Annotated in this window: 16 protein-coding genes and 1 tRNA gene; 16 read left to right on the top strand and 1 reads right to left on the bottom strand. The window is 55.6% G+C overall.

Features of this window, described 5'->3' with window-relative positions:
• Positions 1-274: 274 nt before the first annotated feature.
• Positions 275-3,553, top strand: a complete 3,279-nt coding sequence (locus tag AC2D8V_RS07395; RefSeq protein ID WP_484732890.1) for a chemotaxis protein CheB — start codon at positions 275-277, stop codon at positions 3,551-3,553.
• Here the strand turns inward: AC2D8V_RS07395 and AC2D8V_RS07390 are convergent.
• A complete protein-coding gene (locus AC2D8V_RS07390) occupies positions 3,522-3,917 on the bottom strand; it encodes a c-type cytochrome (RefSeq protein ID WP_484732889.1) in 396 nt (131 codons plus the stop codon). The genes AC2D8V_RS07395 and AC2D8V_RS07390 overlap by 32 nt on opposite strands.
• 105 nt (positions 3,918-4,022) lie before the next feature.
• On the opposite strand from AC2D8V_RS07390, the gene AC2D8V_RS07385 reads away from it, so the two are divergent.
• From AC2D8V_RS07385 to AC2D8V_RS07315, 15 genes are all read left to right on the top strand, one after another.
• Entirely contained in the window at positions 4,023-5,504 is a 1,482-nt protein-coding gene (locus AC2D8V_RS07385) for an alpha/beta hydrolase (RefSeq protein ID WP_484732888.1), read from the top strand.
• A 58-nt stretch (positions 5,505-5,562) separates the two neighbouring features.
• Complete coding sequence (locus AC2D8V_RS07380) at positions 5,563-6,444, top strand: DNA adenine methylase (protein WP_484732887.1); 882 nt, start codon at positions 5,563-5,565, stop codon at positions 6,442-6,444.
• A gap of 89 nt (positions 6,445-6,533) precedes the next feature.
• A tRNA-Ser gene (locus AC2D8V_RS07375) sits at positions 6,534-6,623 on the top strand.
• A gap of 440 nt (positions 6,624-7,063) precedes the next feature.
• Entirely contained in the window at positions 7,064-10,054 is a 2,991-nt protein-coding gene (locus tag AC2D8V_RS07370) for a calcium-binding protein (protein ID WP_484732886.1), read from the top strand.
• A 779-nt stretch (positions 10,055-10,833) separates the two neighbouring features.
• A complete protein-coding gene (locus AC2D8V_RS07365) occupies positions 10,834-12,087 on the top strand; it encodes a polysaccharide pyruvyl transferase family protein (protein WP_484732885.1) in 1,254 nt (417 codons plus the stop codon).
• A gap of 4 nt (positions 12,088-12,091) precedes the next feature.
• Positions 12,092-13,330 (top strand): oligosaccharide flippase family protein, encoded by a 1,239-nt coding sequence (locus AC2D8V_RS07360; RefSeq protein WP_484732884.1) that lies wholly within the window; start codon positions 12,092-12,094, stop codon positions 13,328-13,330.
• The gene (locus AC2D8V_RS07355; RefSeq protein WP_484732883.1) at positions 13,327-14,586 is read left to right on the top strand and encodes a Coenzyme F420 hydrogenase/dehydrogenase, beta subunit C-terminal domain; all 1,260 of its coding nucleotides are present in this window, start codon (positions 13,327-13,329) and stop codon (positions 14,584-14,586) included. Before AC2D8V_RS07360 ends, AC2D8V_RS07355 begins: the two co-directional genes overlap by 4 nt.
• Complete coding sequence (locus AC2D8V_RS07350; RefSeq protein ID WP_484732882.1) at positions 14,583-15,560, top strand: acyltransferase family protein; 978 nt, start codon at positions 14,583-14,585, stop codon at positions 15,558-15,560. The genes AC2D8V_RS07355 and AC2D8V_RS07350 overlap by 4 nt, the downstream gene beginning before the upstream one ends.
• A 3-nt stretch (positions 15,561-15,563) precedes the next feature.
• Complete coding sequence (locus AC2D8V_RS07345) at positions 15,564-16,871, top strand: hypothetical protein (RefSeq protein ID WP_484732881.1); 1,308 nt, start codon at positions 15,564-15,566, stop codon at positions 16,869-16,871.
• A gap of 23 nt (positions 16,872-16,894) precedes the next feature.
• Positions 16,895-17,830, top strand: a complete 936-nt coding sequence (locus tag AC2D8V_RS07340) for a glycosyltransferase family 2 protein (protein ID WP_484732880.1) — start codon at positions 16,895-16,897, stop codon at positions 17,828-17,830.
• Positions 17,827-19,083, top strand: a complete 1,257-nt coding sequence (locus AC2D8V_RS07335; protein WP_484732879.1) for a glycosyltransferase family 4 protein — start codon at positions 17,827-17,829, stop codon at positions 19,081-19,083. The genes AC2D8V_RS07340 and AC2D8V_RS07335 overlap by 4 nt, the downstream gene beginning before the upstream one ends.
• Before the next feature lie 85 nt (positions 19,084-19,168).
• Positions 19,169-19,636: a UDP-N-acetylglucosamine--LPS N-acetylglucosamine transferase gene (locus tag AC2D8V_RS07330; RefSeq protein WP_484732878.1), complete on the top strand. Its 468-nt coding sequence runs from the start codon at positions 19,169-19,171 to the stop codon at positions 19,634-19,636.
• A 23-nt stretch (positions 19,637-19,659) separates the two neighbouring features.
• Entirely contained in the window at positions 19,660-20,202 is a 543-nt protein-coding gene (locus AC2D8V_RS07325; RefSeq protein ID WP_484732877.1) for a glycosyltransferase, read from the top strand.
• Complete coding sequence (locus AC2D8V_RS07320) at positions 20,199-21,041, top strand: glycosyltransferase family 2 protein (protein ID WP_484732876.1); 843 nt, start codon at positions 20,199-20,201, stop codon at positions 21,039-21,041. Before AC2D8V_RS07325 ends, AC2D8V_RS07320 begins: the two co-directional genes overlap by 4 nt.
• A gap of 4 nt (positions 21,042-21,045) precedes the next feature.
• Complete coding sequence (locus AC2D8V_RS07315; protein WP_484732875.1) at positions 21,046-23,103, top strand: GumC domain-containing protein; 2,058 nt, start codon at positions 21,046-21,048, stop codon at positions 23,101-23,103.
• The last annotated feature ends 10 nt before the right edge of the window (positions 23,104-23,113 follow it).

Here is a 23,113-nt window from a genome sequence, read left to right as displayed (position 1 = left end):
AGGCGAGCGTACGAGGTTTGTGCAACGACTGCATAGCAAAATCCGCCTACTGATGAGAACGGCACAGTGCTTTCAAGAGGTTCAGCATGTGTAAATGCACCGTACGCTCGGTGTTGCGTCAGTGGTGCTGACAGCGTTGTTACCTGACCTTCGTTGATTGCAAATTAAAAAGGGAGAAAATTTTTCCACCGCAACCTCAAGTTGCTGATTGCGAGCGAATGGTGATTGCCTTAACATCTCGTGAACACATCGGGCCAGCGAGAGATTTATTCATTTGGCAAACCACGCAAGCGATCTGACGATTATCGGGATTGGCTCGTCGGCGGGCGGGTTAGAAGCGATCCGTGAACTGGTCGCGACACTTCCTACAAATCTGGGTGTTGCCTATGTGGTCGTCCAGCATATGTCGCCACATCACAAAAGCCTGATGACTGAATTGGTGGCGCGCCAAACCAGTTTGAAGGTGATGGACGTTACCGATGGTCTGGAACCAGAAGCCAGCGTCATCTACGTAACGCCGCCGAAAACAGATGTCATCTTTCGCAACGGACAGCTGCATCTTGTCGACCCAAGCACAGAGGTCGCGTCACCCAAGCCATCAGTTGACCGTTTCCTGCTAAGCCTTGCTGATGAGCACGGCGAAAGATCGATGGGGATAATCCTGTCTGGTACCGGCACAGACGGCGCATATGGGGTGCAGGCCATTCGGGAGGCGGGCGGTATCACTATTGCGCAAGACACCGACAGCGCCAAATATGACGGCATGCCGATGTCCGCCATGCAAACCGGTTGCGTGGACCTCGTTTTGCGACCCTTTGAAATCGGCACTCACCTGAGGAAAATACTGACCTCGCCACGTGACTTTGACGCTTTTCGGCAAGAGACGGCTCAGAGCAGTCCGTCATCCGACCTATTGCAAATCTTATTGGCGCGCACGCGAGTGGATTTCCGCGAATACAAACAAACCACCATCAATCGCCGAATTGAGCGACGCATGGTGGCGCTGGGCATCGACAGCCATGAGGAATACACCCAGTTTTGCCGGGTGAATCCCAACGCCATTGATGCGCTGTTCAAGGATTTGCTGATCTCCGTCACCCGTTTTTTTCGGGACAAATCAGAATTTGACCAACTCAGAGATATCCTGCCTTCATTGCTGCAAAAGAGGGGCAGCGCCCCCTTGCGGGTCTGGATTGCGGGCTGTGCAACCGGAGAAGAAGCATACTCCATCGCCATTCTTTTGGCCGAAGCTCTTGGTGGTCCAAAGGTGCAGCTTAAAGACCATGTGCAAATCTTTGCAACGGACATCGACAAGGATGCATTGGAGGTAGCGCGCAAAGGTGTCTACGGGCTTGCCGCATTGAACGATATACCAAATCGGCTGTCCGATCAGTATTTCATCCAGCAAAACGACGGGATCAAGGTTATCGATTCCCTCCGGTCAGCAATTTTGTTCTCAGATCACAACGTCTGCCAGGATCCGCCGTTTCAAAAGGTCGATCTGTTATGCTGCCGCAACGTGCTGATCTATTTTGGAAATGCGCTGCAACATAAGGTCATGTCGCGGTTCCACTACGCGATGCGGGAATCTTCGCTGATGTTCTTGGGCACTGCTGAAACGGTTGCCGGCTCCGAAGAAATGTTCATTCAGGACGGTAATTCCGCCCATATTTACAGGCGCAGATCGATACGGCGCGCCGACAATGCGCCATTTTCCAACGTACGCAATTTGCCTAAGTCGAGCCCGCCGATACCGATGCGCAGTGTCCAGCCTGTGGGCAATTCTACAGATCGCCAGATGTTTGAGGCGCTTGCGTTATCACTGGGCAAAAACTCTCTGCTGGTGACCGAGGATTACGGCATCGTGCGAATTTTTGGCAACGTGTCGCCCTATGTCGAAATGAACGAATCCAGCAGCCTGAAAATGCACATTGACCTCTTGCGGCGTCCTTTTCGAGAAGAAGCCCGCAGCCTCGTCACGCTTGCTCTTAAGAACGGAGAGCACAGGACAGGTGTGCGCCATTTGTTGGCAGAGGATGATGAAGAAGAGATCCGGCTGGATGTCTACCCGATCATTGCGCGCGACATCAACGAGCGCGCTGCGCTCATCGTGTTTCGAGAGGTGCAGATTGACCGGAGCAAGGGGGCCAAAACATCGGCTTCCGTCAGATCTGGGGAAATGGACTCGGACCGCATTCGACTGCTTGAAGACGAAGTTGCGACGACGCGGGAGGCCTTGCAGCAGACCATTGAAGAACTTGAAACCTCAAACGAGGAACTGCAGTCGCTGAACGAAGAACTGCAGTCGACCAACGAGGAATTGCAAGCAACCAACGAAGAACTAGAAACTTCTAACGAAGAACTGCAATCCACCAACGAAGAACTGATTACAGTGAACGAGGAATTGCAGGTCACAGCCGCGGAGTTGAGCGGTCGCACCGGCGAGTTGATGTCGGTTCTGGAGACAGCACCACTGTCGATTATGGTTCTGGATACCGCCTTGCAGATCAGTCAGGCCACGAACGCGGCTGCAGATTTCTTCGGCCTGCCGCGTCCGATTGCGAACCCGCACGTCAGCCAGTGCGCCTTGCCGGAGAACTTTCCCAATCTGGCGCCGATTTGCAACGAGGCGCTAAAGCTCGGCGAGCCGATCAGTCGGGAGTTCACTTCAGAGGGCTCGCGTTTAAAGCTGACCTGTTCGCCGTTTTTCGACATGCGCGGGCAAATGAACGGTGTGACGATGGTGCTGTCAGAATTTCCCGGTCTGGCCTACGAACTTGACCTCATTCTCGACCACGGCGACGCCTATATGCTCAACCGGTCCAAAGATGGAACAATCCTGCGAATAAGCGAGCGTGCCGCTTCGCTTTACGGGACAACGCGACATAAAGCGGAAGGGTCAAACTTTTTTGATCTGGTGGACAGTAAACGCGCGGCCGAAACCAAAAAGGCGGATGCCGCTCTGACTAGCCGCGAGCAGGCCGGAAAGCGCAGCCTTATGGAAATCGTCAACAGCGAAAACAAATCCGATATCTGGATCAATATGCAGAACTTTTTGTTTGGCGATTGCGACGCGGCCGAGCAGTCGATTTATTCGATTGGAACAGATGTCAGTGACGTCATTGACGAGCGTAACCGAGCAGAGGATTTTCTGGCACAGTTAATCCTGCTGCAGGAAGCCGCGCAAATCGGCTATTGGGCAATTGATTTCGAAAACGAAGAACTGTTCTGGTCAGAGCAGGTATTCCGTATCCATGGCGAAGAGCCGGGTTCTCCGATTCCGCCTTACGACGAGGCATTGCGAAACTACCATCCGGACGATCAAAAAAAGGTCAACGATCACGTGCAAAGGGTGCGCGAAAACGGCGGCCAGTTTCGGTTTAAGCTGCGTTTGATCAACAAGCAGGGTGAAACCGTGCCCGTGGAATCAGTCGGCGTTGCGCGGCCTAACGGAAAGGGCGAGGTTTCTCGGGTAGTTGGCGTCTTCAGAGCGCTTGATGATGTAGCGGATGATACTGCAACTACCTTGCCTGAATCTGCTCCAGCCAAATGATCAGATCCAGGATGGATTGGGCGGCTTCTATCCGCTGACCCCCGATGCTTTGGCTCATCTTGGCGTCGTCGGCGAAGAAATAGCCATAGACGGGCATGGTGTCACCATGCCCGGGCAGTGATGCCGTGCCGTCAATCTGCGCGGCTATGGCCTTGGCTGGGAGCCGGCCTGCGTTCCTTTGTGCGAGGCGCGTCAGATCAGGAGGTGCAATACGCAAGACGTTTGCCATCGGTCCATTTCCGCGCGCGTCCGGACCATGGCATGCCGCACAATGCAGATGAAACAGCTTTTGTCCGGAATTCGTCGTCTGAGCGCAAAGCGCGCCCGCCGAAGCCAGCAATATCACTATAGCACGTACAATCATCTTCGTTCCTATTGCGCCGGTCCTCTCTCATGCTAGGTGAAGCGGCGTCGAGAGGTCATTGATGCATATCAAGCAGTACCGTTGCACAAGCTGAATGGACATAGAATGGAGCGTATCACCAAATCCGCCGTCTTACGTGCTATTGGCTGGGGTCTAGTTGTGTTTGTGACGCTCGCGTGCATCTTTGTTTTGGAAAGAGAGCGTGCAACGGTTACCTCGGAAGTTATTGAAACTTCTTTCGGTGATGTCACCATTCTGAACGGTACGGCGGCAGAAAAGGGTGGGCCTTTCGTTCTCCTAACTCATGGCTTCGCCGGTTCGCGTCAAATGATGCAATATATCGCCCGTGACCTTGCCCGCGCTGGCGCAACGGCCGCGATGTTCGATTTCTATGGACACGGGCGAAACGACATATCGCTTTCACCAGACATCAGCCGAATTGATGGCACGACCTCTCAGCTGGTGTCGCAAACCCGAACGATGATTGCTGTGACCCGCGATGCGCTTTCCTATGGATTGCCAATATCGCTCGTCGGTCACTCAATGGCGACGGACATCATTATTCGCACCGCTCAACAGGTTGAAAACGTTGATCGGATCGTGGCGATTTCCATGTATTCTGACGCTGTTACGCCAACTTTCCCTCAAAAACTTTTGATGTTGTCCGGCGCTTGGGAAGAGCGATTACGCGAAGTCGCGTTGGAAAAGCTGAGCCAGTTGACAGCAACCCCGGTCGAAGGCGTGACCGCAAAGTCCGCAGGAGCGGAACGCCGGGCCGCTGCGGTGCCTTATACCGAGCATGTTGCCGTCTTGTTCGCGGACAAGACGCGAGAGGAAGTCCGGTCGTGGCTGGAACTCTCAGGAAAGGTGCCGCCGCGCGGCATAGGTTTTGCAATTGTGGGTGCGTTGGCTGGGATAATTGCACTCAGTTGCCCCGTTTTTGCGCTCTTGCGTTGGTGTGAAAAGCGAACCTTCGCACCTTTGACATGGGGGCCGACAATATGCGCCATTCTTTTGCCGGTAGCGGGAGCGATGGCTTTAGGTGTTTTGTTTCAGGGACAGATATTGGGATTTGCCGGAATGTCCGGGGTCTTTGCGTTCTTTGCCGGATACGGGCTGATTGGCCTGGGTGTGCTCGGATGGGCGGGCAGGGTGTCTGACCGGCCTGTGTCTGCTGGTGTCTTGATCTTTCTTTGTTGGGGCCTTGGCGTATTTGCTGTTGCTCTGGATCGGTATGCCGCCTCTTTTGTGCCGTCAGGTCCGCGTGCTGTTTTGTTTGTCGCGATGCTGGCCGGATGTATCCCCTTTGCGCTAGCAGACCGATTGCTGGTCACAAATGCAGCCTTTCTGACCCGGATCATCGCCCGGGTGGCTGTTTTGGCGGCGCTGACAGTCTGCGTGATACTGGCACCGCAAAACTGGGGGCTGGTGTTTACGGTTATTCCCGTCTTGCTGCTATTTTACCTTGTGTATGGCACGATGGCACACGTGCTGGCCGTTCGCACCGGGCCGACAACTGCAGGCCTTGCCCAGGGCATCGTACTGGCATGGGCGATCGCATCCAGTACGCCCATGTTTTCAGGATGACCCTTGCCAATGCCGCGCATCACGCCGACACTCGCACCTGCGCCGCATGAGATGAGCCATGACCCTCGATACGCCTGTTAACATAGAAAGCCATCGCACTGTCGCCCCGTTCAAGCGGCAGCTCTTTAAGTGGGTTGGCAACAAACAGCGTTACGCGCATGAAATTGCAAGCTATTTTCCCTCTGAAATTCGCACATACAGAGAGCCGTTCCTCGGCTCTGGTGCCGTGTTGGGAACGTTGCAGCCCGCCCGCGCCGTAGGGTCTGATGCCTTTGCTCCGCTAATGTCAGTGTGGCAGCAACTGTCGGACAATCCCGCGGTGGTCAAACGGTGGTATCAGGAGCGCTACGACGAGGCGCAATCCGTTGACCGCATTGCCGTCTACGAGCAGGTCAAGGCGCGTTACAACGCTGCACCCAACGGTGCAGATTTCTTGTTTCTCAGCAGGGCCTGTTACGGCGGGGTCGTCCGATTCCGCAAAAAGGATGGCTACATGTCCACGCCGTGTGGAACGCATCCTCTCATGACGCCGAAAAGGTTCAATGATCGCGTCGATCTGTGGGCGGCGCGCACGAAAACGACCCGCTTTGCCGTGTCAGACTACCGTCAGGCGATGCGCGCGGCAGAACCGGGAGACCTGGTCTACTGCGACCCACCGTACGTGCATTCCCAAACCATTCTGTACGGGGCGCAATCATTTGATATTGATGAGCTTTTTCACGAGGTCGAAGGTCTCGTTACCAGAGGCGTGCGGGTTGCGTTGAGCCTCGACGGCTCGAAAAAGTCTGGCCGGCGGTCGTGTCCTCTGGAAATCCCTGACGGGCTTTTCAAACGTCAGGAGTTCGTGAACATGGGCCGTTCGATGCTGCGCAGGTTCCAAATGGAAGGTCAAACGCTGGAAACCGAAGAGGTCGCGGACCGGCTTTTGCTTTCCTACTAACGCGCTGCCGTTTCAAAAAATTCCTTAGGTGCCGTTCTACAAGGGTTTTGCACTTGTTTTCCCATACCGCCAAGGATAGACCCGTCTGCGGAGACGTGGCCGAGTGGTCGAAGGCGCTCCCCTGCTAAGGGAGTAGGCCCGGAAGGGTCTCGAGGGTTCGAATCCCTTCGTCTCCGCCACCTATCCAACAGACATGTTATTCTCATGGTTTTTGTCGCGATGACAGAGGATCGTTGGTCCACTTTGGATCAGCGTCAGGCTCACGACAGCGATCCGCGATGCGTCACGATGCAGGACCCGCAAGGGCCGGCTATCATTTCCTGTCCACAGGACGGCAATCTACTGGGTAAAAAGTCCAGGGGGGGGCAGCAAGGCTCGCGATAACCTGGGCGACGCGATCTCTCGATCCGCGTTACGTCGTGAGGCATCGGGCACCGCCTACCTCTAAAGATACCTCGACCCACTCAAAAGTAGTGACGATCGCTACTTAATCTGATGCGGTCTGTGCTTTTGCAAGCAAGGCACGACCGCTCGGTTACATCATAGTAATGGCCAGAATTGTGGGCGCACGAAGTAGCGGCGGACCCGCGCAAACGTTATTACTAAGGATACACCGTAAATGGAAAATTTGCTTCGGGACGCGGACGAAAAGCTCACTTTTGAGCACTACGCAGTTTCAGATTATTGGATCGGCGAAGTCGATGCGAATGGCCAGCCAGTGCTGTCAACAACTGTGGAAACAGTGCTGGATGTGCCCTACGAACTGGAATTCAACTTGGCAGCCAACCTCTCGGCAGACGTCGAAAGCGTGACAGTGGAAGTCTTCTTCGCCGGTGAAAGCATAGGCGGCTTTTTCCACGAAGGCGGCATTTTTGACACCTACACCTTCGATCTGACGGGAACCGGTGACGTATCGGAACTGGAGTTCCGCATCACCAGCGTGAACTTGGGCACCGACGGGTCAATCGATACGTCCGGAGTTATTCCTTCGTACTCCAAAACCGTAAACTTTCTCGGGAGTGAAGTGACCGTTGATGCCTTTGCCCCCGGGCAAAACTATATCTATCAGGTCCTGAACGGCCAGTTGGTCAAATTCGATCTGGAGACCAGTAGCTATACCGAAACAGAGACGTCTGCCGCGGTCAATGTAAACGCGATCGGTTACTCCGCTGAACAAGACCTGATTTATGGTATCGCACGCTCTGAAGGCGTTGATGCTCTAGGAAATTCAATTTCCCGAAACGATGTAATCGCAATGGACGCAACCGGTGCCACTTACGCAGTATCGCCAGGCGTCATGGGATCATACATTGGCGATGTTGATGATCAGGGAAATCTCTGGACCTTTAGTGGCAATCTGAGCACGGCCGTTGTTTACGACCTCTCAGACACCAACACGGATGGAACTCTTGCCTATCAGACACTGAACTTGCCATCACTTGGGGTCTCTACCAAAGGTCTGGCCGATCTTGCATACTTGCCGTCTACCCAAACGTTTTTCGGTGTCGCTCATGGCGGGTCTGCCGGACAGCCCGGCAACTTGGTTGCCATCGACATCTCGCAAGTCAGCTTGGGTGGTGATCCTGTCGTATCGGTGCAGCAAATCGCCGGCACGATTGTTGACGGGGAAATGAAGTCAGGCATCCCGTCCAGTGCTTTCGGCGCGACAATGGTTGATGGTGACGGCAACGTCTATATCGGCGCAAACAATGCGGATCACGATCTCGATCCAGCAACGCCAAACGAAGGTGGCTTCTACAAGGTTACGACCGGAGCAGATGGTGCGCTCTACATGGAACTGCTCGCTGAGGCGCCAAAAGTTTCCAGCAATGACGGTGCGCTCGACACGCGTGGGATCGATCCATTTCTCGGCATTGACACGTCGTCAACTGTCTTGTTGCGTGCGCCTGTCCTGTCTGTTGCCGTAGCTGAAGACGATTACGTGAAATTAGCTGCGAAAGGTGATGGGGTTACCATTGATCTTTTGTCAAATGATGAAGTCAGTGAAGGAGAAAGCCTGACGCTGACCCATCTGAATGGCGCTGAGGTGTCGGAAGGTGAAACTTTAACGCTGACCAATGGAGAGGTCGTCACATATCTTGGCAACGGTCTGGTTTCTGTCACCCCCGGAAGCACCCCTGACGATGTCGTGGCAAAACTGGCATACACGATCAGAAATGAGGGTGGCATCACCGATACAGCAACACTCACGATCGAGACGTCCCCCGTGCAAGGTACAGCCGGAAGCGATCACATGGTTGGGTTTGCCGATGCCGATGGCACACATATCGACGGGCCTGACGGTGTAAACGATGTTATCTTGGGGTATGGCGGCAAAGACAAGATTTACGCAGGTCTGGGCGATGATGACATCTATGGCGGTGCCGGGAACGACTTTATCCGAGCCCAGGGTGGTAATGACGTCATCTACGGTGAAGCCGATAACGATGTACTGGATGGCGGAGCCGGTGACGACTTGATGTTCGGCGGCACCGGAAATGACACCTATTTCGTTGATTCCAAGGGCGATATCGTCTCCGAAGAAGGTGGAGACGGCACCGACACGGTGAAGTCGAAAGTCGATTTTACCTTGGGCGAGGGTCTGGAAAATCTTTGGCTCTCGAAAGGTTCAGAAGCGGACGTCGGCATCGGTAACGCCCTGCGCAACATGATCGTTGGCAACAAGAACGATGATTTGATCGATGGAAAAGGTGGCAACGACAACCTGATCGGTGGGGCAGGGAATGATGTAATCTATGGTGGTGACGGGCACGACAAGCTGCACGGAAACGACGGTGCAGACGAGCTGTGGGGTGGGTCCGGGAACGACAAACTGCACGGTGGTACCGGCGATGACATCGCATACGGCGGAGACGGTGACGATGTTTTGTGCCCCGGAGATGGCGATGACATTATGTTCGGTGGTGCCGGACGGGATTTGCTGTCCGGCAACGCGGGCGCAGATACAGCATATGGCGGCTTGGGAGACGATACCTACAAGGTTTCGGATGCCTTCGACACCGTCGTCGAATATGCTGATGAAGGACACGATGTTGTCCACGCCACGGCTGATTTTTCACTTTCAGAACATGTAGAAGATCTGTTGTTCTTCGCTGATGGCGACTTCGCCGGCAGTGGGAATGCAGGGGACAATCGCCTGGTAGGGAACGTTGGCAATAATGCGCTGTCAGGTGCTGCCGGGAACGATTACATCAACGGTATGCAGGGTGATGACAACCTGTCCGGCGGCGAAGGCGCTGACAAGCTGATGGGCGATGCGGGCAACGATCTGATCTTTGGAGACGCCGGCGCCGATACCATGAGCGGTGGCGACGGTGCTGATGTCCTCAACGGGGGCCTAGGGGACGACTTCTTGTGCGGTGATGCTGGTGCGGATGTATTTGTTTTCACTGCGGGTGATGGCCGTGATGAGATCAAAGGTTTCGACACCGCCGAAGACGCACTGCAATTTTTCGACGTTGACCTAACTGATCTTAACTTGGTTGAAAACGATCTCGGCATTTCTGTGGAGTATGGGAGTGATGCGTCCATTCTGCTGTACGGACTGACATTCGAACAGGCGAACGACGTCGATTTCATATTCCTCTGAGTAGGTCAGGGCGCTGGGTTCGCGCGTGCAATCCATCAGGGGCGGTCAGCTGGCCGCCCCTTTTCCATATACGCAATCTGTTGAGGCACGAGCGGCTTTGTTATCATTGTTGCCCACACGTTCGCCAATTAGCGCACACAGCTGAAACGACTGAAGGTGTGTTCTGAAAGTTTCTGTGCCGGAAATCAATGATCCTTGGCTCAAAACGAGCGTGCGTCTTTGGTCGCTGAAGAACAGACAATCATCGCAAGATGATCTCATTTTCTGAACCGATCAACGAAGCGGCGGGAAAATGTTAGATCGATCTTGTCTTACCAAACTTTGATATACTGGCATAGACCGCCTGCCGTTGTGCTGTTCGAGACTGCACAACGCGCTTTTGTCGAAGCAAATGTTTCAAAAAGTGCCGCAAGCGTCGGATTCGACATGCTCTGATCAAGCTAACCGAGCAATACTGCATGCTAAGTGACGGCCGACATCATTTATGGCCCATTCGTCCGCAAGCAAAAGTGGCAAAAGCACACGCTGGCGCACCGTGTCGGGCGACCAGGGGCCAACAACAGATTGTCTTCAATCGGTATCGAGCGAGGCTTCGATCCGGTCTGAACGTGAAAAAAAGCGGTGGGGAAATCCAAACTTGGGCACCTCATCAGGTTTTTTTAACGAATCCTATCCTATCGTATAGATCGGCCTGTCCGACTGGGCGTTTTTTAACCTGTTGCACAGCGGACAAACAGGCGCCGCCGTCGTACCACAACCTCAGATAAATGAGGTTTGACATGATTACGCTTTTAAATGCTGCACCAGACACCGGGAACCAGGGAGTGAGCGCGCTGTGCCATTCCGTTGTCGCCGGGCTCTCGAAACGTGGAGTTAAAGGAATTACGGTTGCTGATCATGGTCGCGGTCTGCGACGCGCAGATTGGGGTTATGCGGCCGTCGATCTGGTGGGTTTGACCCACAATAGACGGTACTGGCGCAGCGACAACTTGCGCACGGCGCATGCCATGACACGTATTGGCGGCATGATCAGCGCGCCCGCCCGCTCGATTGCGCGGTCACGTGCCGTGCTCGACATCTCCGGCGGCGACAGCTTCACCGACATTTACGGCCTGAAACGGTTCAAGGCGATGGCTTTGACCAAGCAAATGGCGCTGAACGCGGGGGTGCCGCTTATACTCCTGCCGCAAAAACTTGGCCCGTTTCGCGATCCGGAGCTTGCTGCCGAAGCCGTCAGTATTCTGCGACGCGCAACGGCCGTTTGGGTAAGAGATGCGCAAAGCTTCCAATTTCTGCAAGACAATCTCGGTCGCGACTTTGACCCCGAACGGCACCGCCTCGCTGTGGATGTTGCCGTCACACTTCCAAAAAAGAAGCCGCAGGGTTTATCCGTCGAGGTTCTCCGCCTGCTTGAACCAACCTTGCAGTCGGATTTTCCTCTCGCAGGTCTCAATGTATCCGGGTTGCTTTGCAACGACCCATCCGTGGCGCGCCGTACCTTTGACCTTGCGGCTCCTCATAACGAACAATCCGAAGCGCTTGCGCGGTCGCTCTTGAAAGCGGATCCAAACCTGCACCTTCTTTTGATCCCGCACGTCCACAAACCCGAGACAGACGCGGAAAGCGATCTGGCAGCATGCCGCCGCCTGCTACGGCGCCTGGGAGGGTTGGGGAACGACCGCGTTTACATCCTCGAACAGCGGTTGGACGCGATGGAACTCAAGTGGATCTTGTCCAAGCTTGATTGGTTTGCAGGTGCGCGCATGCACGCGACAATCGGGGCTTTCTCTTCGGGCGTGCCGACCTTGGGTCTGGGATACACGGACAAGGCGCAAGGCGTCTTTGACGAGTGCGGGATTGGAGATGAGGTTGCAGATTTGCGCCGCTTGAACGCGCAAGAGTTGGGCGTACGTGCCGCTGCTTCGTACCTGTCATCGAAAGAGAACAAATCCTACCTGGTGTCCCGTCTCGAAGGTATTCGAGCCCGCGCAAATCGCGAAATGGACATCATGGCGCGGCAGATTGGGGTCTGAGAATATGCGTTTCTTGGCGAAATCGGGCAGGTCTTTGGCATGGGCTATTCCAGTGATGGCGGAAGCCGCCGCATTGGGCCGGTCCATTGCCCTGGCTTGGGCAATCGGGCCTGACGAGTTGGGCCGTGCCATGATGCTCGCCTTGACCGTACGCCTCGTGGAAATGGCAACGGACCTCGGGATTGACCGTCTGATGGTTCAGGCAGCCGATGGCGATGCAGAGCGTCTGCAATCGGAGCTTCATGGCGTTGCGCTTGTGCGCGGGGTGGCGGGCGCCGCCATTTTACTTGGTTTTGCACCTGTTCTGGCGATGGTTTTTTCCGATGGTCCAGACATCACGTCCTACGCATTGCTGGCGATTATACCGATGATCCGAGGCTTCGTGCATCTCGACTATCGCCGCGTGGAGAGGCAGTTCCGCTATATAAAGATGAGCGCCGTAGAGGGTGGGGCGACGGTCGCGATGGTTGTAAGTGTGGTGCCGTCTGTCTGGCTGTTCGCCGATCACCGTGCGATGGGGCTGGTTTTGATCGTGCATGCGGTTTGCCACACCGTTTTGTCGCATCTGCTTGCGGATCGAAAATACACCGCGAGACTTTCAAGTAAGACGTTGCGGAGAAGCTGGACCTTTGGTGCGCCATTGCTTCTGAATGCAGGCCTGCTGTTTCTCACTTTCTACGCTGACCGGTTCATCGTTGCCGAAGCGTACGGTTGGGCTTCTCTGGCGCTTTACGGTGTTGCCTTGCAACTCGCAATGCTTCCGTCCCAGATCGTCGGGCGGGCCGCGGCCTCTCTGGTTTTGCCAGACTTGCGCTTGGCGTTGGCGGGCGGCGATTATCAAAAAACCTGGGCGCGCTGTTTAAACACGCATCTGATCTTGGCCTGCACCATATGGGTAGGCTTTGTGGGGATCGCACCCGCAGCGATTGCTCTTGTCTATGGCGAGGCGTTCCGGCCAGACTTGCTGCTGGTTGTAGCACTCGCTTTTGCGGCGGCGTTCAGAGTTTTGCGAACACCCTTCTCCCAGCTTGCGGTCGCAACCGGCCGCACAGGAGACCCAGCGCGCGCAAATCTCCTTCGCGCCGCTGCTTTGGTTCCTGCCATAGTTTTCGCCATTGCCGGATTGCCTTTGGCCGCCATCGCTGCCGCAGCAGCTTTGGGAGAAGCAGGCGCAACCATCCGGGCGTTTCAACTTTCATCAACGGCATTCAATCGCCTCAACCAAAAGGAAGCTTACGCGTGACCAATGATCCCATCACTTCGATCGTAGCTTGCAACCTCTGCACCGGATGTGGTGCCTGCGCCGGCGGCTTTCCTGACTTCATCCGGATGGTAGACGACCCGGAGAATGGTCGCCGTCCGGTTGTCACGCAAACTGCCGAAGGTCATGAAGCCTCCAAGGCTGCGGCAAACATCTGTGCCGGCGCGTCTACGGATTGGACAACTCTGCCAATTCAGGACGAGATTGATGAAGCGTGGGGGCCGGTTCTTAGCGCATGGGAAGGGTGGGCGAGCGATCCGGAAACACGGTTTCGCGGCTCGTCCGGTGGGGCAGTGACTGCCCTTTCTGAGTTTGCTCTTGCGCAGGGGGTGGCTTCGGGCGTTGCGCATGTAGCGGCACGCAGTGATGACCCACGTCTGAACGAAACCGTGATCAGCCGAAATGCCGATCAACTGCGTCGCGCGTCGGGGTCTCGTTACGCGCAGGCCAGTCCAGCAGAGGCCATCGCAGAGATCTCCGCTGGTCAAGAGCCCACAGTCTTCGTCGGCAAACCCTGTGACGTGGCATCCATTCACAAGGCCGCAACAGCGGATCCGTCGCTGGCTGCACGGATCCCTCTGACCATCGCGATTTTTTGCGCCGGTGCACCCAATCTTGTCGCAACCAATGCGTTGCTTGACCGGTTGGGCGTTCCGCAGCAGGCCCAACTGACCGACCTGCGGTACCGCGGAAAAGGTTGGCCCGGTTTGATGCAGGCAACATGGCAGGACGAAAACGGTCAGGAACGCACAAGTGAAGGCATCTCCTACGCGGAAGGCTGGGGAACAATCCTGCAAGCCAGCCGCCGGTGGCGTTGCCGTGTCTGTGCAGACCACACAGGCGCTTTTGCTGACATATCAGTCGGAGACCCATGGCATGCCCCGCCCAAAGGTGACACTGACGCCGGGCGCTCGCTTATTGTTGCACGCACCGCGCGCGGTCGCGCTTTTTTGGAAGCGGCGATTGAAGCTGGCGCTATCATTGCAGAACCGCGGTCACGAGATGTGATCGCGCAAGCCCAACCGAACCTGAGCGCCACAAATGGCGCGGTCTGGGGGCGTCGCATTGCCATGCGCGCCCTTCGCCTGTCCCCTCCACAGGATCGGGGCCAGAGGCTTTTCGGCCTCTGGCTGGGCTTGCCAACGAAACAAAAAATCCAATCGGTCCTCGGGACGTGGAAAAGGGTGCTGCGCGACAAGTTGTGGCGTGGCGTTTCTGTTGCGGAGCGGGCGCAATGACACTTGGACACGCATTGGCCTCGGACCGCAGCCGCAACCTTGATCTTCTGCGACTGTTGTTGGCAGCAGCGGTTATTGTCAGCCACGCTTGGCCGCTTGCTTTGGGTCCCGGAACGGCAGAGCCGCTGGAACATCTTACTGGACGTTCACTCGGAGGCTGGGCCATTGGCGTTTTCTTCTTTATTTCCGGACTTTTGATAACGGCCAGCGCCGAGCGTAAATCGGCTGCCCGGTTTTGGGTTTCGCGTGTTCGACGTATCGTTCCCGGTCTGGGCGCGGCCCTTTTCGTTACGCTTGCGCTCGCTTTCGCAAGCGGCGCCACGGCGGATCTGCCGGAGGCGATATCGTGGTTTTTTCGCGCGCTCACGCTGGTCTCCATAGAGCATCGTTTGACAGGCGCATTTGCGACAAACCCGTATCCGGAAGTTTTGAACGGGCCGCTATGGAGCTTGTTCTATGAGGTTCTGGCCTATGCGATTTGTGCGGCTTTCGTCTGGGCAGGCGGAACACGCCACCTCATGGCTGTCTGGGTATTTATGGCGCTTGCCGCCATGATGTGCCTTGTGCACAGTGCGTTGCCGGCGCGCATGGCGACCTTTGCACCGCTCTTTGCTTCTTTTGCTCTTGGCATGGCTGCGAATATCTGGCGAGACCGGATCGTTATGCGCCCAGCGTCCGTTGCTGTTGCATTGCTGCTGGCATATTTTTTGCCTGAACACTTAAGCCTTGGCGTCGTTGGCGCCGGCCTTGTGTTGTTTGCCATGAGCGCACCAGTCATGACGCTGAGAAACGACGCGTCCTATGGTATGTATATTTACGGCTGGCCCATCGCACAGATGCTCGTGGCCGTTTTGCCGGGGATCGGGCCTGTGCAACTGGCTATTTTGAGCCTTCTGGCGACCTATCCAGTCGCATTATTGAGCTGGCATTTTTTTGAACGGCCTGCGCTCGCCAAACGTCCGGCGGTGGCATAAAGGATGGCTGCGACGCGTACAAAATCCCGCACCGTTTTTGGTGTCCCCGTGGTCGTCGCTATCTTTTTTCTGGCGATGATGCTGCCTACGGCCGTATCTTTAAATCTTGGCGGCCTGAGGCTTTCAGCTTACCGGGTCGTGCTCATCGTGATGATTGTCCCAATGCTGGTGCAACTCCTCTCTGGGCAGCGTGGCCGCATACACATCTTCGATCTTCTTCTTTTTGGCCATTGCGGATGGGCGCTGCTGGCTTTGATTAAATGGGGCGGTGTTTCACAAGGCATCGAATCCGGCGGCATCTACATCGTCGAATGTGCCGGGGCCTACCTGTTGGGTCGTCTCTACATCAGATCCTGTGCTGACTTTACCGCGATGGCACATGCATATGTGGGCATGGTTCTGGCCACGCTGGTGTTCACCATCCCCGAAGCACTAACGGGTATTCACATATTGCACGACGGAATCTCCAGCGCCGTTGGTGGCCCCAAAGCCCCCTTTATCGAACCCCGCATGGGACTAGAGCGCACTTTTGGCCCTTTCGACCACCCGATTTTATATGGTGTTTTTTGCGCGTCATCCTTTTCGCTTGCGTATTTCGTTCTGGCGCAGCGCAAGCTGATGAATTTTGGCGGAATGGGCAAGGTCGCAGGTGTGGTGCTTGCCACTTTCATGTCTGCCTCGGGCGGTCCCTACGTCGTCTTGATGATGCAAGGCTTCGTTGCCGGATGGGAGCGCGTGTTGGGGAAGGTGCAAGGGCGGTGGGCCGCGCTTTTCTCGCTTTTCGCATTGGCGTACATCGCCATCGATCTCTTCTCGACGAAAACGCCTTTTCATGTCTTTGTAAATTACTTCACGTTTTCAAAGCAGTCCGCTTACAATCGGATTTTGATTTTCGAGTTCGGTACGGCAGAAGTCGCGCGGCACCCGATTTTCGGGATTGGACTGGGTGAATGGGAAAGGCCGGTCTGGATGTCGGACAGCATGGACAATTTCTGGCTCGCCACTGCGGTACGTTATGGCCTGCCTGCGTTGCTGCTGTTGCTGGCGCTGCTTCTCGGGCTTGTTTGGGCCGTGGGGCAAAGAAAGAACCTGCCAGCCGATTGGAAACGTGCGCGTCACGCATGGGCCTTCACGCTCTTCGGGATCACGGTTGCCGCTGCCACCGTTCATCTTTGGAATGCACTTTTCGTTTTGTTTTTCTTCCTGCTGGGGGCGGGGGCCTGGTTGCTTGATGCGAAGCCGGAAGGAAAAAACCAACGCTCGGTTCCGCAAACGCCTCGCGCAGCGTTGCGCCCGACACGTCTTTTTTAATTCTTATCGATAGGACACTCGCCATGGATCTTTCAATCGTCATTGTGAACTGGAACACCGAAGCTTTGCTGCGCGATTGCCTGAGTTCGGTGTATGCGGGCCTTGGTTCGCTGAATGCCGAAGTTCTGGTAGTCGACAATGCCTCCACTGATGGCTCTTGCGCTATGGTTCAGGCTGAATTCCCCGCGGTTTTGCTCATTCAGAGTGAAGAGAATTTGGGATTTGCTGGTGGGAACAATGTCGCGCTCAAGCAAGTTTCGGGACGCTATGTGATGCTGCTAAACACGGATACGCTGGTCCATGGCGCGGTTCTGCAGCAGTCTATTGCATGGCTTGACGAGCACCCCAGCGTTGGTGTGATGGGACCTCGACTGTTAAATTCCGATGGGTCCGTACAGCCGTCTTGCAGCGCCTTTCCAAGTCTTGGCCATTTAGCCATGCAAACGATGGGTCTTACAAAGTTTTCGCGTTGGGACACCTATCGCATGACGGGTTGGGACAGAGCGTCAGAACGTCAGGTTGAGGTCATTTCGGGTGCGGCGATGTTTGTCCGAGCAGCGGCCATGGAAAAGGTCGGCTTACTTGACGAAGCGTTTTTCTTTTATGGCGAAGAGACCGACTGGTGCCGTCGATTTGCGCAAGCAGGGTGGGAGCTTGTTTTTGCGCCGATCCCGGAAATCACACATTTCGGAAATGGGTCTGCAGGAAAATTGAACCATCGCCGCGATGTCCTGATGACCGAAGGTACGACCAGATTGCACCTGAAACATGGTGGGTTTTTCGCAGGTCTGACCTGCTTTTTACTGCTCGCTGCCCACAATGCGTCTCGCGCGGTTTTATGGTCCTTGATGGGAGTATTGCGCCGACCCGGAGCAAAAGCGCGCGCATTTCATTTTGCCAAAGTGACCTTGGACCTGCCAAAAGCCTGGCCGTCGACGCAAGAGGCGGCAAAAGCATGAAGGTCCTGCTGATCGCACCCAATGTCGATGGTACTGACGTCGGTGAAGCCTTTGTCGCGTTCAAGTGGGCGCAGGCTTTGGCTGAACTGGTTGATTTGACAATCCTGTCGTTTCAACGCCCCGGTCGCGAGTGTTTGGCGAAACAACTCCCCAAAGCCAGCGTCGTGACATGGCCCGAGCCTGCATGGGCGCGAAGGAATGAGCGATTGAATGCCATGTTGAAGCCGGCATGGCCGGTTTTTTCAGGCCACGTCCGGCGGTGGATTAAAGCCGCACACAAGCGTGGTGAATGTTTCGATGTTGCGCACCAGTTGATGCCACAAGCGGCGCGTTATGCATCGCCGCTACGTCACTTTGATACGCCTTATATCATCGGACCTTTAGGCGGCGCGCTTGATACGCCGGCGGCGTTCCGAGAAGAGGCCAGCAATGCCCCGTTGTTTACCCGCCTGCGCGCGCTTGACCGGTTTCGGTTTCGCTACGACCCTTGGCTGCGCGACACCTATTCGCGGTCTGCATGTGTTTTGGGGGTGGCCCCTTATGTAAGGGATGTGTTGAGCGACGCGCCTTTGCGCAGATTTGAGCCGGTACTTGAGCTTGGCATCGATCGAGTTGCACCAAATAGCAATCGTGATTTCCGCGCAGGGCAATTGAAAATTTTACATGTTGGACGCGGAGTGCGGACCAAGGGCCTGAGAGATACCGTTCGCGCGATGGCACATCTTCGCGATTTAGGGGGTGTCACTCTCACAAGCGCAGGCGCGGGCGAAGAAATCGAAGCCTGCCGCGCGGAGGCCGAGCGCTTGGGAATTAGCGACCGGATTACCTTCCTCGGCAAGGTGCCACGCGAAAAGGTAGAGGAACTGTATGCATCCCATGATGTCTTTTGCTTCCCCTCGTTTCGAGAACCAGCAGGCGGTGTTCTTTACGAAGCCATGCGTCACGGGCTGCCCATTATAACCGCGGATCGAGGCGGTCCCGCCTGGATCGTCGACGATCTGTCCGGGATCAAAATACCTGTCACGGAACCCCGCGAATTTGCCAATGACATTGCGTCGGCTCTCAGGGAATTGGCCACAAATACGGAAAAGCGGCTGCGCATGGGGCAACAGGCCAAAGCGAAAGTCGAACGGGAAGGTCTGTGGCCCGTCAAGGCGGCGGCACTTGTTTCTCTCTATAAGGATGTCATCGCTAACCAACTGGCTGCATCACCACTACCAAAGGATAGTGTGGACACTACCAAATTGGTCTAAGAACGACTTTTACGCATTAACATCAGTGACTTAATCCGGGCTATCCATCTGTCAGCACTTGAATGCAGGCACATGGAGATCGAAAATGCTTGGATCAAACAATAAACGCCCAGTCGTACTCGCGGTTTCATCCGGCGGCGGCCATTGGGTCCAGATGCAACGTTTGGCACCGGCCTTTTCCGGGGCAGACGTGCATTACGCAACAACCGATGCATCCGCCGCAGATCAGGTCGGCGCGTCGCGGTTGCATGTGTATCCTGACGCAAACAAAGACACGCCAATTCGTCTTTTGATCTGTGTCTTGAAGCTTGCCTGGATTGTACTGCGACTGCGTCCGCAAGTCGTCATTTCAACGGGTGCAGCTGGCGGGTTTCTTGCAATCAGGCTGGCACGCTTGATCGGTGCGCGCACGATGTTCATCGACTCAATTGCAAATGCTCGCGAACTCTCAATTTCGGCCCGCCTGTCTTTGGGCGTCGCAGACCAGGTGCTTTCGCAATGGCCGGGCGTCGCCGCTCTGACCGACGCTGAATACCGCGGCGCTGTCATCTGACAAATCAATCAAAGGATTTCACCATGATTTTTGCTACTGTGGGCACACAGCTGCCTTTCGACCGTCTGCTGATCGGGCTCAACAGTTGGGCCATGCGAAATCCGGATGTGCCAATCATGGCTCAGACCGGATCCAGCACTCATGAATTTCCTCATATCGAGACAGTCTCTCACCTGAGCCAGTCGGAGTTCCGCGCACGTTTTGAAGCCGCTCGGCTGGTCGTGGCACACGCTGGTATGGGATCCATCCTTTCGGCGGCCGAGTTGGGCAAGCCAATCATTCTGATGCCGCGTCGGGCCAAGTTTCAAGAACACAGAAACGATCATCAACAAGACACGGCCAATGAGATGGCGCGTCTGTCGAATGTGACAGTCGCGCAGGACAACGACGATTTGCACGAGGCGCTTGATCTTGCGGTTTCGCGCGGTTTCGAGATGGCACCACAGCCGTCGGTTTCGCAAATCAATGCACTTGATCCTTTGATAGAGGCTGTGCGGGACTTCGTTTGGTCCGGGTTCGAAGCGACTGAAACCCAAATCCCTGCATTCGGGAAACGAGCGGCATGACCCGGGCGACGATCCTCATCCCCGCGCATAACGAAGTTGCAGTTATCGGCAGAACGTTGATGAACCTGTCAACCGGTCCGCTTCGCAATGAATTCAAAGTCGTCGTAATCGCGAACGGTTGCTCTGATGCGACGGCGGCGAAAGCACGCTCTGTTCTACCCCATGCAACGGTCTTGGAGACTGCGACGCCGGGCAAGTGCAACGCTCTCAATCTTGGATATCACGAAGCGGACAAGCAACGACCCGTGATCTGCCTCGACGCCGATCTTGACGTAACTCTGGATGCGCTGCTGTCGCTCATTGAAGCCTTGGAAAGGGAAAATGCGCTTGCTGCGTGCGGACGTATGGATGTCCAGACCTGTGCGTCGCAACACTTTGTACGGGCTTACTACAACGGTTGGAAGACCAACCCATACTTTGACCGCGGAAAGTTCGGTGGCCTCTTTGCGGTATCGCCGGCAGGCGCAGCGCGGGTATTTCCACTTCCTCACATAACAGCTGACGACGAATTTGTTCGTCGCAGCTTTGCTTTGCAGGAAGTCGTATTCGCCCCAGACTGCCGGTTTACTGCGCGAGCCCCCAAGACGCTCAACAGCCTGATCCGCGTTCGTCGCCGCAGTTTGCGTGGTGCACGTGAAGTCGCCGATCTTGGTTTCCCAAGCCCTGAACGAGGGAGCATTGGCGTCGTGTTACGGCGCGCGATTTGCGATCCCAAGCGCCTGTATCCGGTAACTGTCTACCTCGCCGTCAACGCCTGGGTGCGCACGGCACTTGCATGCCAAAGGTCTCAACCGAAGGCCGATTGGGAACGCGATCTGACAACGCGAGTGGAAGGATAACACCATGGTTGCTGCGGCTTCACCCATTATCGATGAGAGGCAGGAATTTCACATGCCTCCGGCTGTTGAGGCCCCTCAACCGAACCCAATTGCGGCGCTCGCACGCGCCATGCGCGGGCGCTGGAAAGTCGTGGCTGCCGGTGCGGTCCTGCTCGGGCCGGCACTGTCCGCGGCGGGGTACTTCGCCGGTGTTCAACTCTATGAATCACAGGCAATTCTCCGCGTTTACCCGCAAGAGTCGAACATTCTCTACGCGACGGGAAATGACTCTGTCCTCAAGACTTTTGACAGTTTTGTTAAAGCCGAAACAACCTATGTGGCATCCGAACCCGTGATGGCGCGTTCAGTCGAAGCATTGGCGCAATCCCGTCCGGATCTGGCCAATGAACTGAAAACCTCCGACCTGTCCGGATCAATTGAAATCAGACGTTCAGACAGTCTGATCGTGTTGAAAACCCGCAGCAAAGATCGTGATTTTGCTCACGAAAAGCTGGATGCGGTAATTGCGTCCTACTTGGCTTTGAAATCTGAAGCGGAGGAAAAACGTTCCGCCGTGCGACTGTCAGAGTTGTACGCGAGAGAAACAGAACTCTCACAACGACTTACGGCACTCAGGGCAGACCAGCTTGAAGTGGGAGGCGAGTTTGGCCTGAACGCCCTTGCCAAGGCCCATATCGAGAAAATCGCTCAGATCGACGGCTTGGCTGCCCGAAAATCCGAGGTTGCGGCGACGCTTGCAACGCTTGAGGCTGAGAGCACCGGCTCTTCTGCGGACACATCCGATCAGGAAATCATGCGCGCCACACTTCTGGATCGCGCAATGGCGGACCTCAATTTTGAACGTGCCAAGCTCATGAGCGAATTGGCGGGACTTCGCTCCGGTTACACCGAACATACAAATCTTCGCTTCGAGCAAAAACAAAAAGCCAAGCTTGAAGAAATTGCCGTGATCGAAAAGGCAATGTCGGACCGCAGAGAACAGATACGTGTGCTGGGGCAAACAGGTGCCCTGACGGATGTCACCGAAGGCAGCGACGATACCACGCTTACAGAAATCCGGTCGCTGTTCGATAAAGTCTCCGGTCAACTGGAAGTCGCGCGCGAAGAAGCTCGTGATCTCAACAGACGGCGCATTGACCTCGACCGCGTCCAGAACGAGATCCAGGCGGCCGAGAGGCTTTTCGAAGAGACGCAACGGGCTTTGGAAGTCATCCGGCTTGAGTCCGGGCGCGCACTCCCTGGCTACGCGGTAGTCATGTCGCCGCCGTCTCAAGCTCTTGATCCTGCGGAAGACACCAGAAAAATGCTGATGGCAGCTGGAGTGGTCGGAGGCATTGGTCTTGCTTCGATGCTTGTCCTCGCCCTTGCATTGGCCGAGCGCAGAGTGCGGTTTGCCGAAACAATGGTGCCCTTTAAAAACCGTGTCCCGGTTCAGCAGGTGTCTGATGCAGATGAAGCAGATCCGCACGCGGCTGACCTGCTGCGCAACGAACTGCAATTGCAAAACCTTCGCAAGCCGCGCCTCGTCGGCAAACCTCCGGTAATTGCTGTCACCAAGGCTGGCGACGGAGAAACCACGGCCTTGGCGCAATCGCTTGCCGAAAGCTTTGCCAGAGCGCGCATGAAGACGCTTTTCATCGATGCTGATATCGGCGCACCAGCAACAGAGGCATGCACTACCGGTTGGCGAGATATGCTCTTAGGGCACGCATCGGAACCACGTCCGAACGCCGATACCGAAGGGTTGTGGGATTTGGGCAAAGGAACGCCGACCGCTCTGGAAGATCGAATGGTATCCGCGCCTATGGTCAGGAGCGCTATCGAAAAAGCCTCAGAATCCTTTGATGTAGTCATCGTGTCTGCAGGGAGCCTGAAAGACCGTCTTTCCGCCCAGCTTATCCTGTCGAACTCCGATCTGGGTACCCTGGCAATATCGCCTTCGGACCTGCGCGCCGATGTTTTTGGTCAAATCGACCGCCTTAACGAACTGCCGCGAAACGGGAGTGTCGCCGTGATGCGTAACGCGTTGCGCGGTGACCCTTGGGTCGCAGTTCGTACCTGAAATTACAAAA

It is taken from the genome of Roseobacter sp. YIN89 (genome assembly GCF_057219365.1).
This window is presented reverse-complemented; position numbering and strand designations above follow the sequence as displayed.

Bases quoted from the DNA above. Each gene is read 5' to 3' on its own strand.
- AC2D8V_RS07390 (WP_484732889.1), bottom strand. From the start codon at position 3,917: ATGATTGTACGTGCTATAGTGATATTGCTGGCTTCGGCGGGCGCGCTT.
- AC2D8V_RS07385 (WP_484732888.1), top strand. From the start codon at position 4,023: ATGGAGCGTATCACCAAATCCGCCGTCTTACGTGCTATTGGCTGGGGT.
- AC2D8V_RS07380 (WP_484732887.1), top strand. From the start codon at position 5,563: ATGACCCTCGATACGCCTGTTAACATAGAAAGCCATCGCACTGTCGCC.
- AC2D8V_RS07370 (WP_484732886.1), top strand. From the start codon at position 7,064: ATGGAAAATTTGCTTCGGGACGCGGACGAAAAGCTCACTTTTGAGCAC.
- AC2D8V_RS07365 (WP_484732885.1), top strand. From the start codon at position 10,834: ATGATTACGCTTTTAAATGCTGCACCAGACACCGGGAACCAGGGAGTG.
- AC2D8V_RS07360 (WP_484732884.1), top strand. From the start codon at position 12,092: ATGCGTTTCTTGGCGAAATCGGGCAGGTCTTTGGCATGGGCTATTCCA.
- AC2D8V_RS07350 (WP_484732882.1), top strand. From the start codon at position 14,583: ATGACACTTGGACACGCATTGGCCTCGGACCGCAGCCGCAACCTTGAT.
- AC2D8V_RS07345 (WP_484732881.1), top strand. From the start codon at position 15,564: ATGGCTGCGACGCGTACAAAATCCCGCACCGTTTTTGGTGTCCCCGTG.
- AC2D8V_RS07340 (WP_484732880.1), top strand. From the start codon at position 16,895: ATGGATCTTTCAATCGTCATTGTGAACTGGAACACCGAAGCTTTGCTG.
- AC2D8V_RS07335 (WP_484732879.1), top strand. From the start codon at position 17,827: ATGAAGGTCCTGCTGATCGCACCCAATGTCGATGGTACTGACGTCGGT.
- AC2D8V_RS07330 (WP_484732878.1), top strand. From the start codon at position 19,169: ATGCTTGGATCAAACAATAAACGCCCAGTCGTACTCGCGGTTTCATCC.
- AC2D8V_RS07325 (WP_484732877.1), top strand. From the start codon at position 19,660: ATGATTTTTGCTACTGTGGGCACACAGCTGCCTTTCGACCGTCTGCTG.
- AC2D8V_RS07320 (WP_484732876.1), top strand. From the start codon at position 20,199: ATGACCCGGGCGACGATCCTCATCCCCGCGCATAACGAAGTTGCAGTT.
- AC2D8V_RS07315 (WP_484732875.1), top strand. From the start codon at position 21,046: ATGGTTGCTGCGGCTTCACCCATTATCGATGAGAGGCAGGAATTTCAC.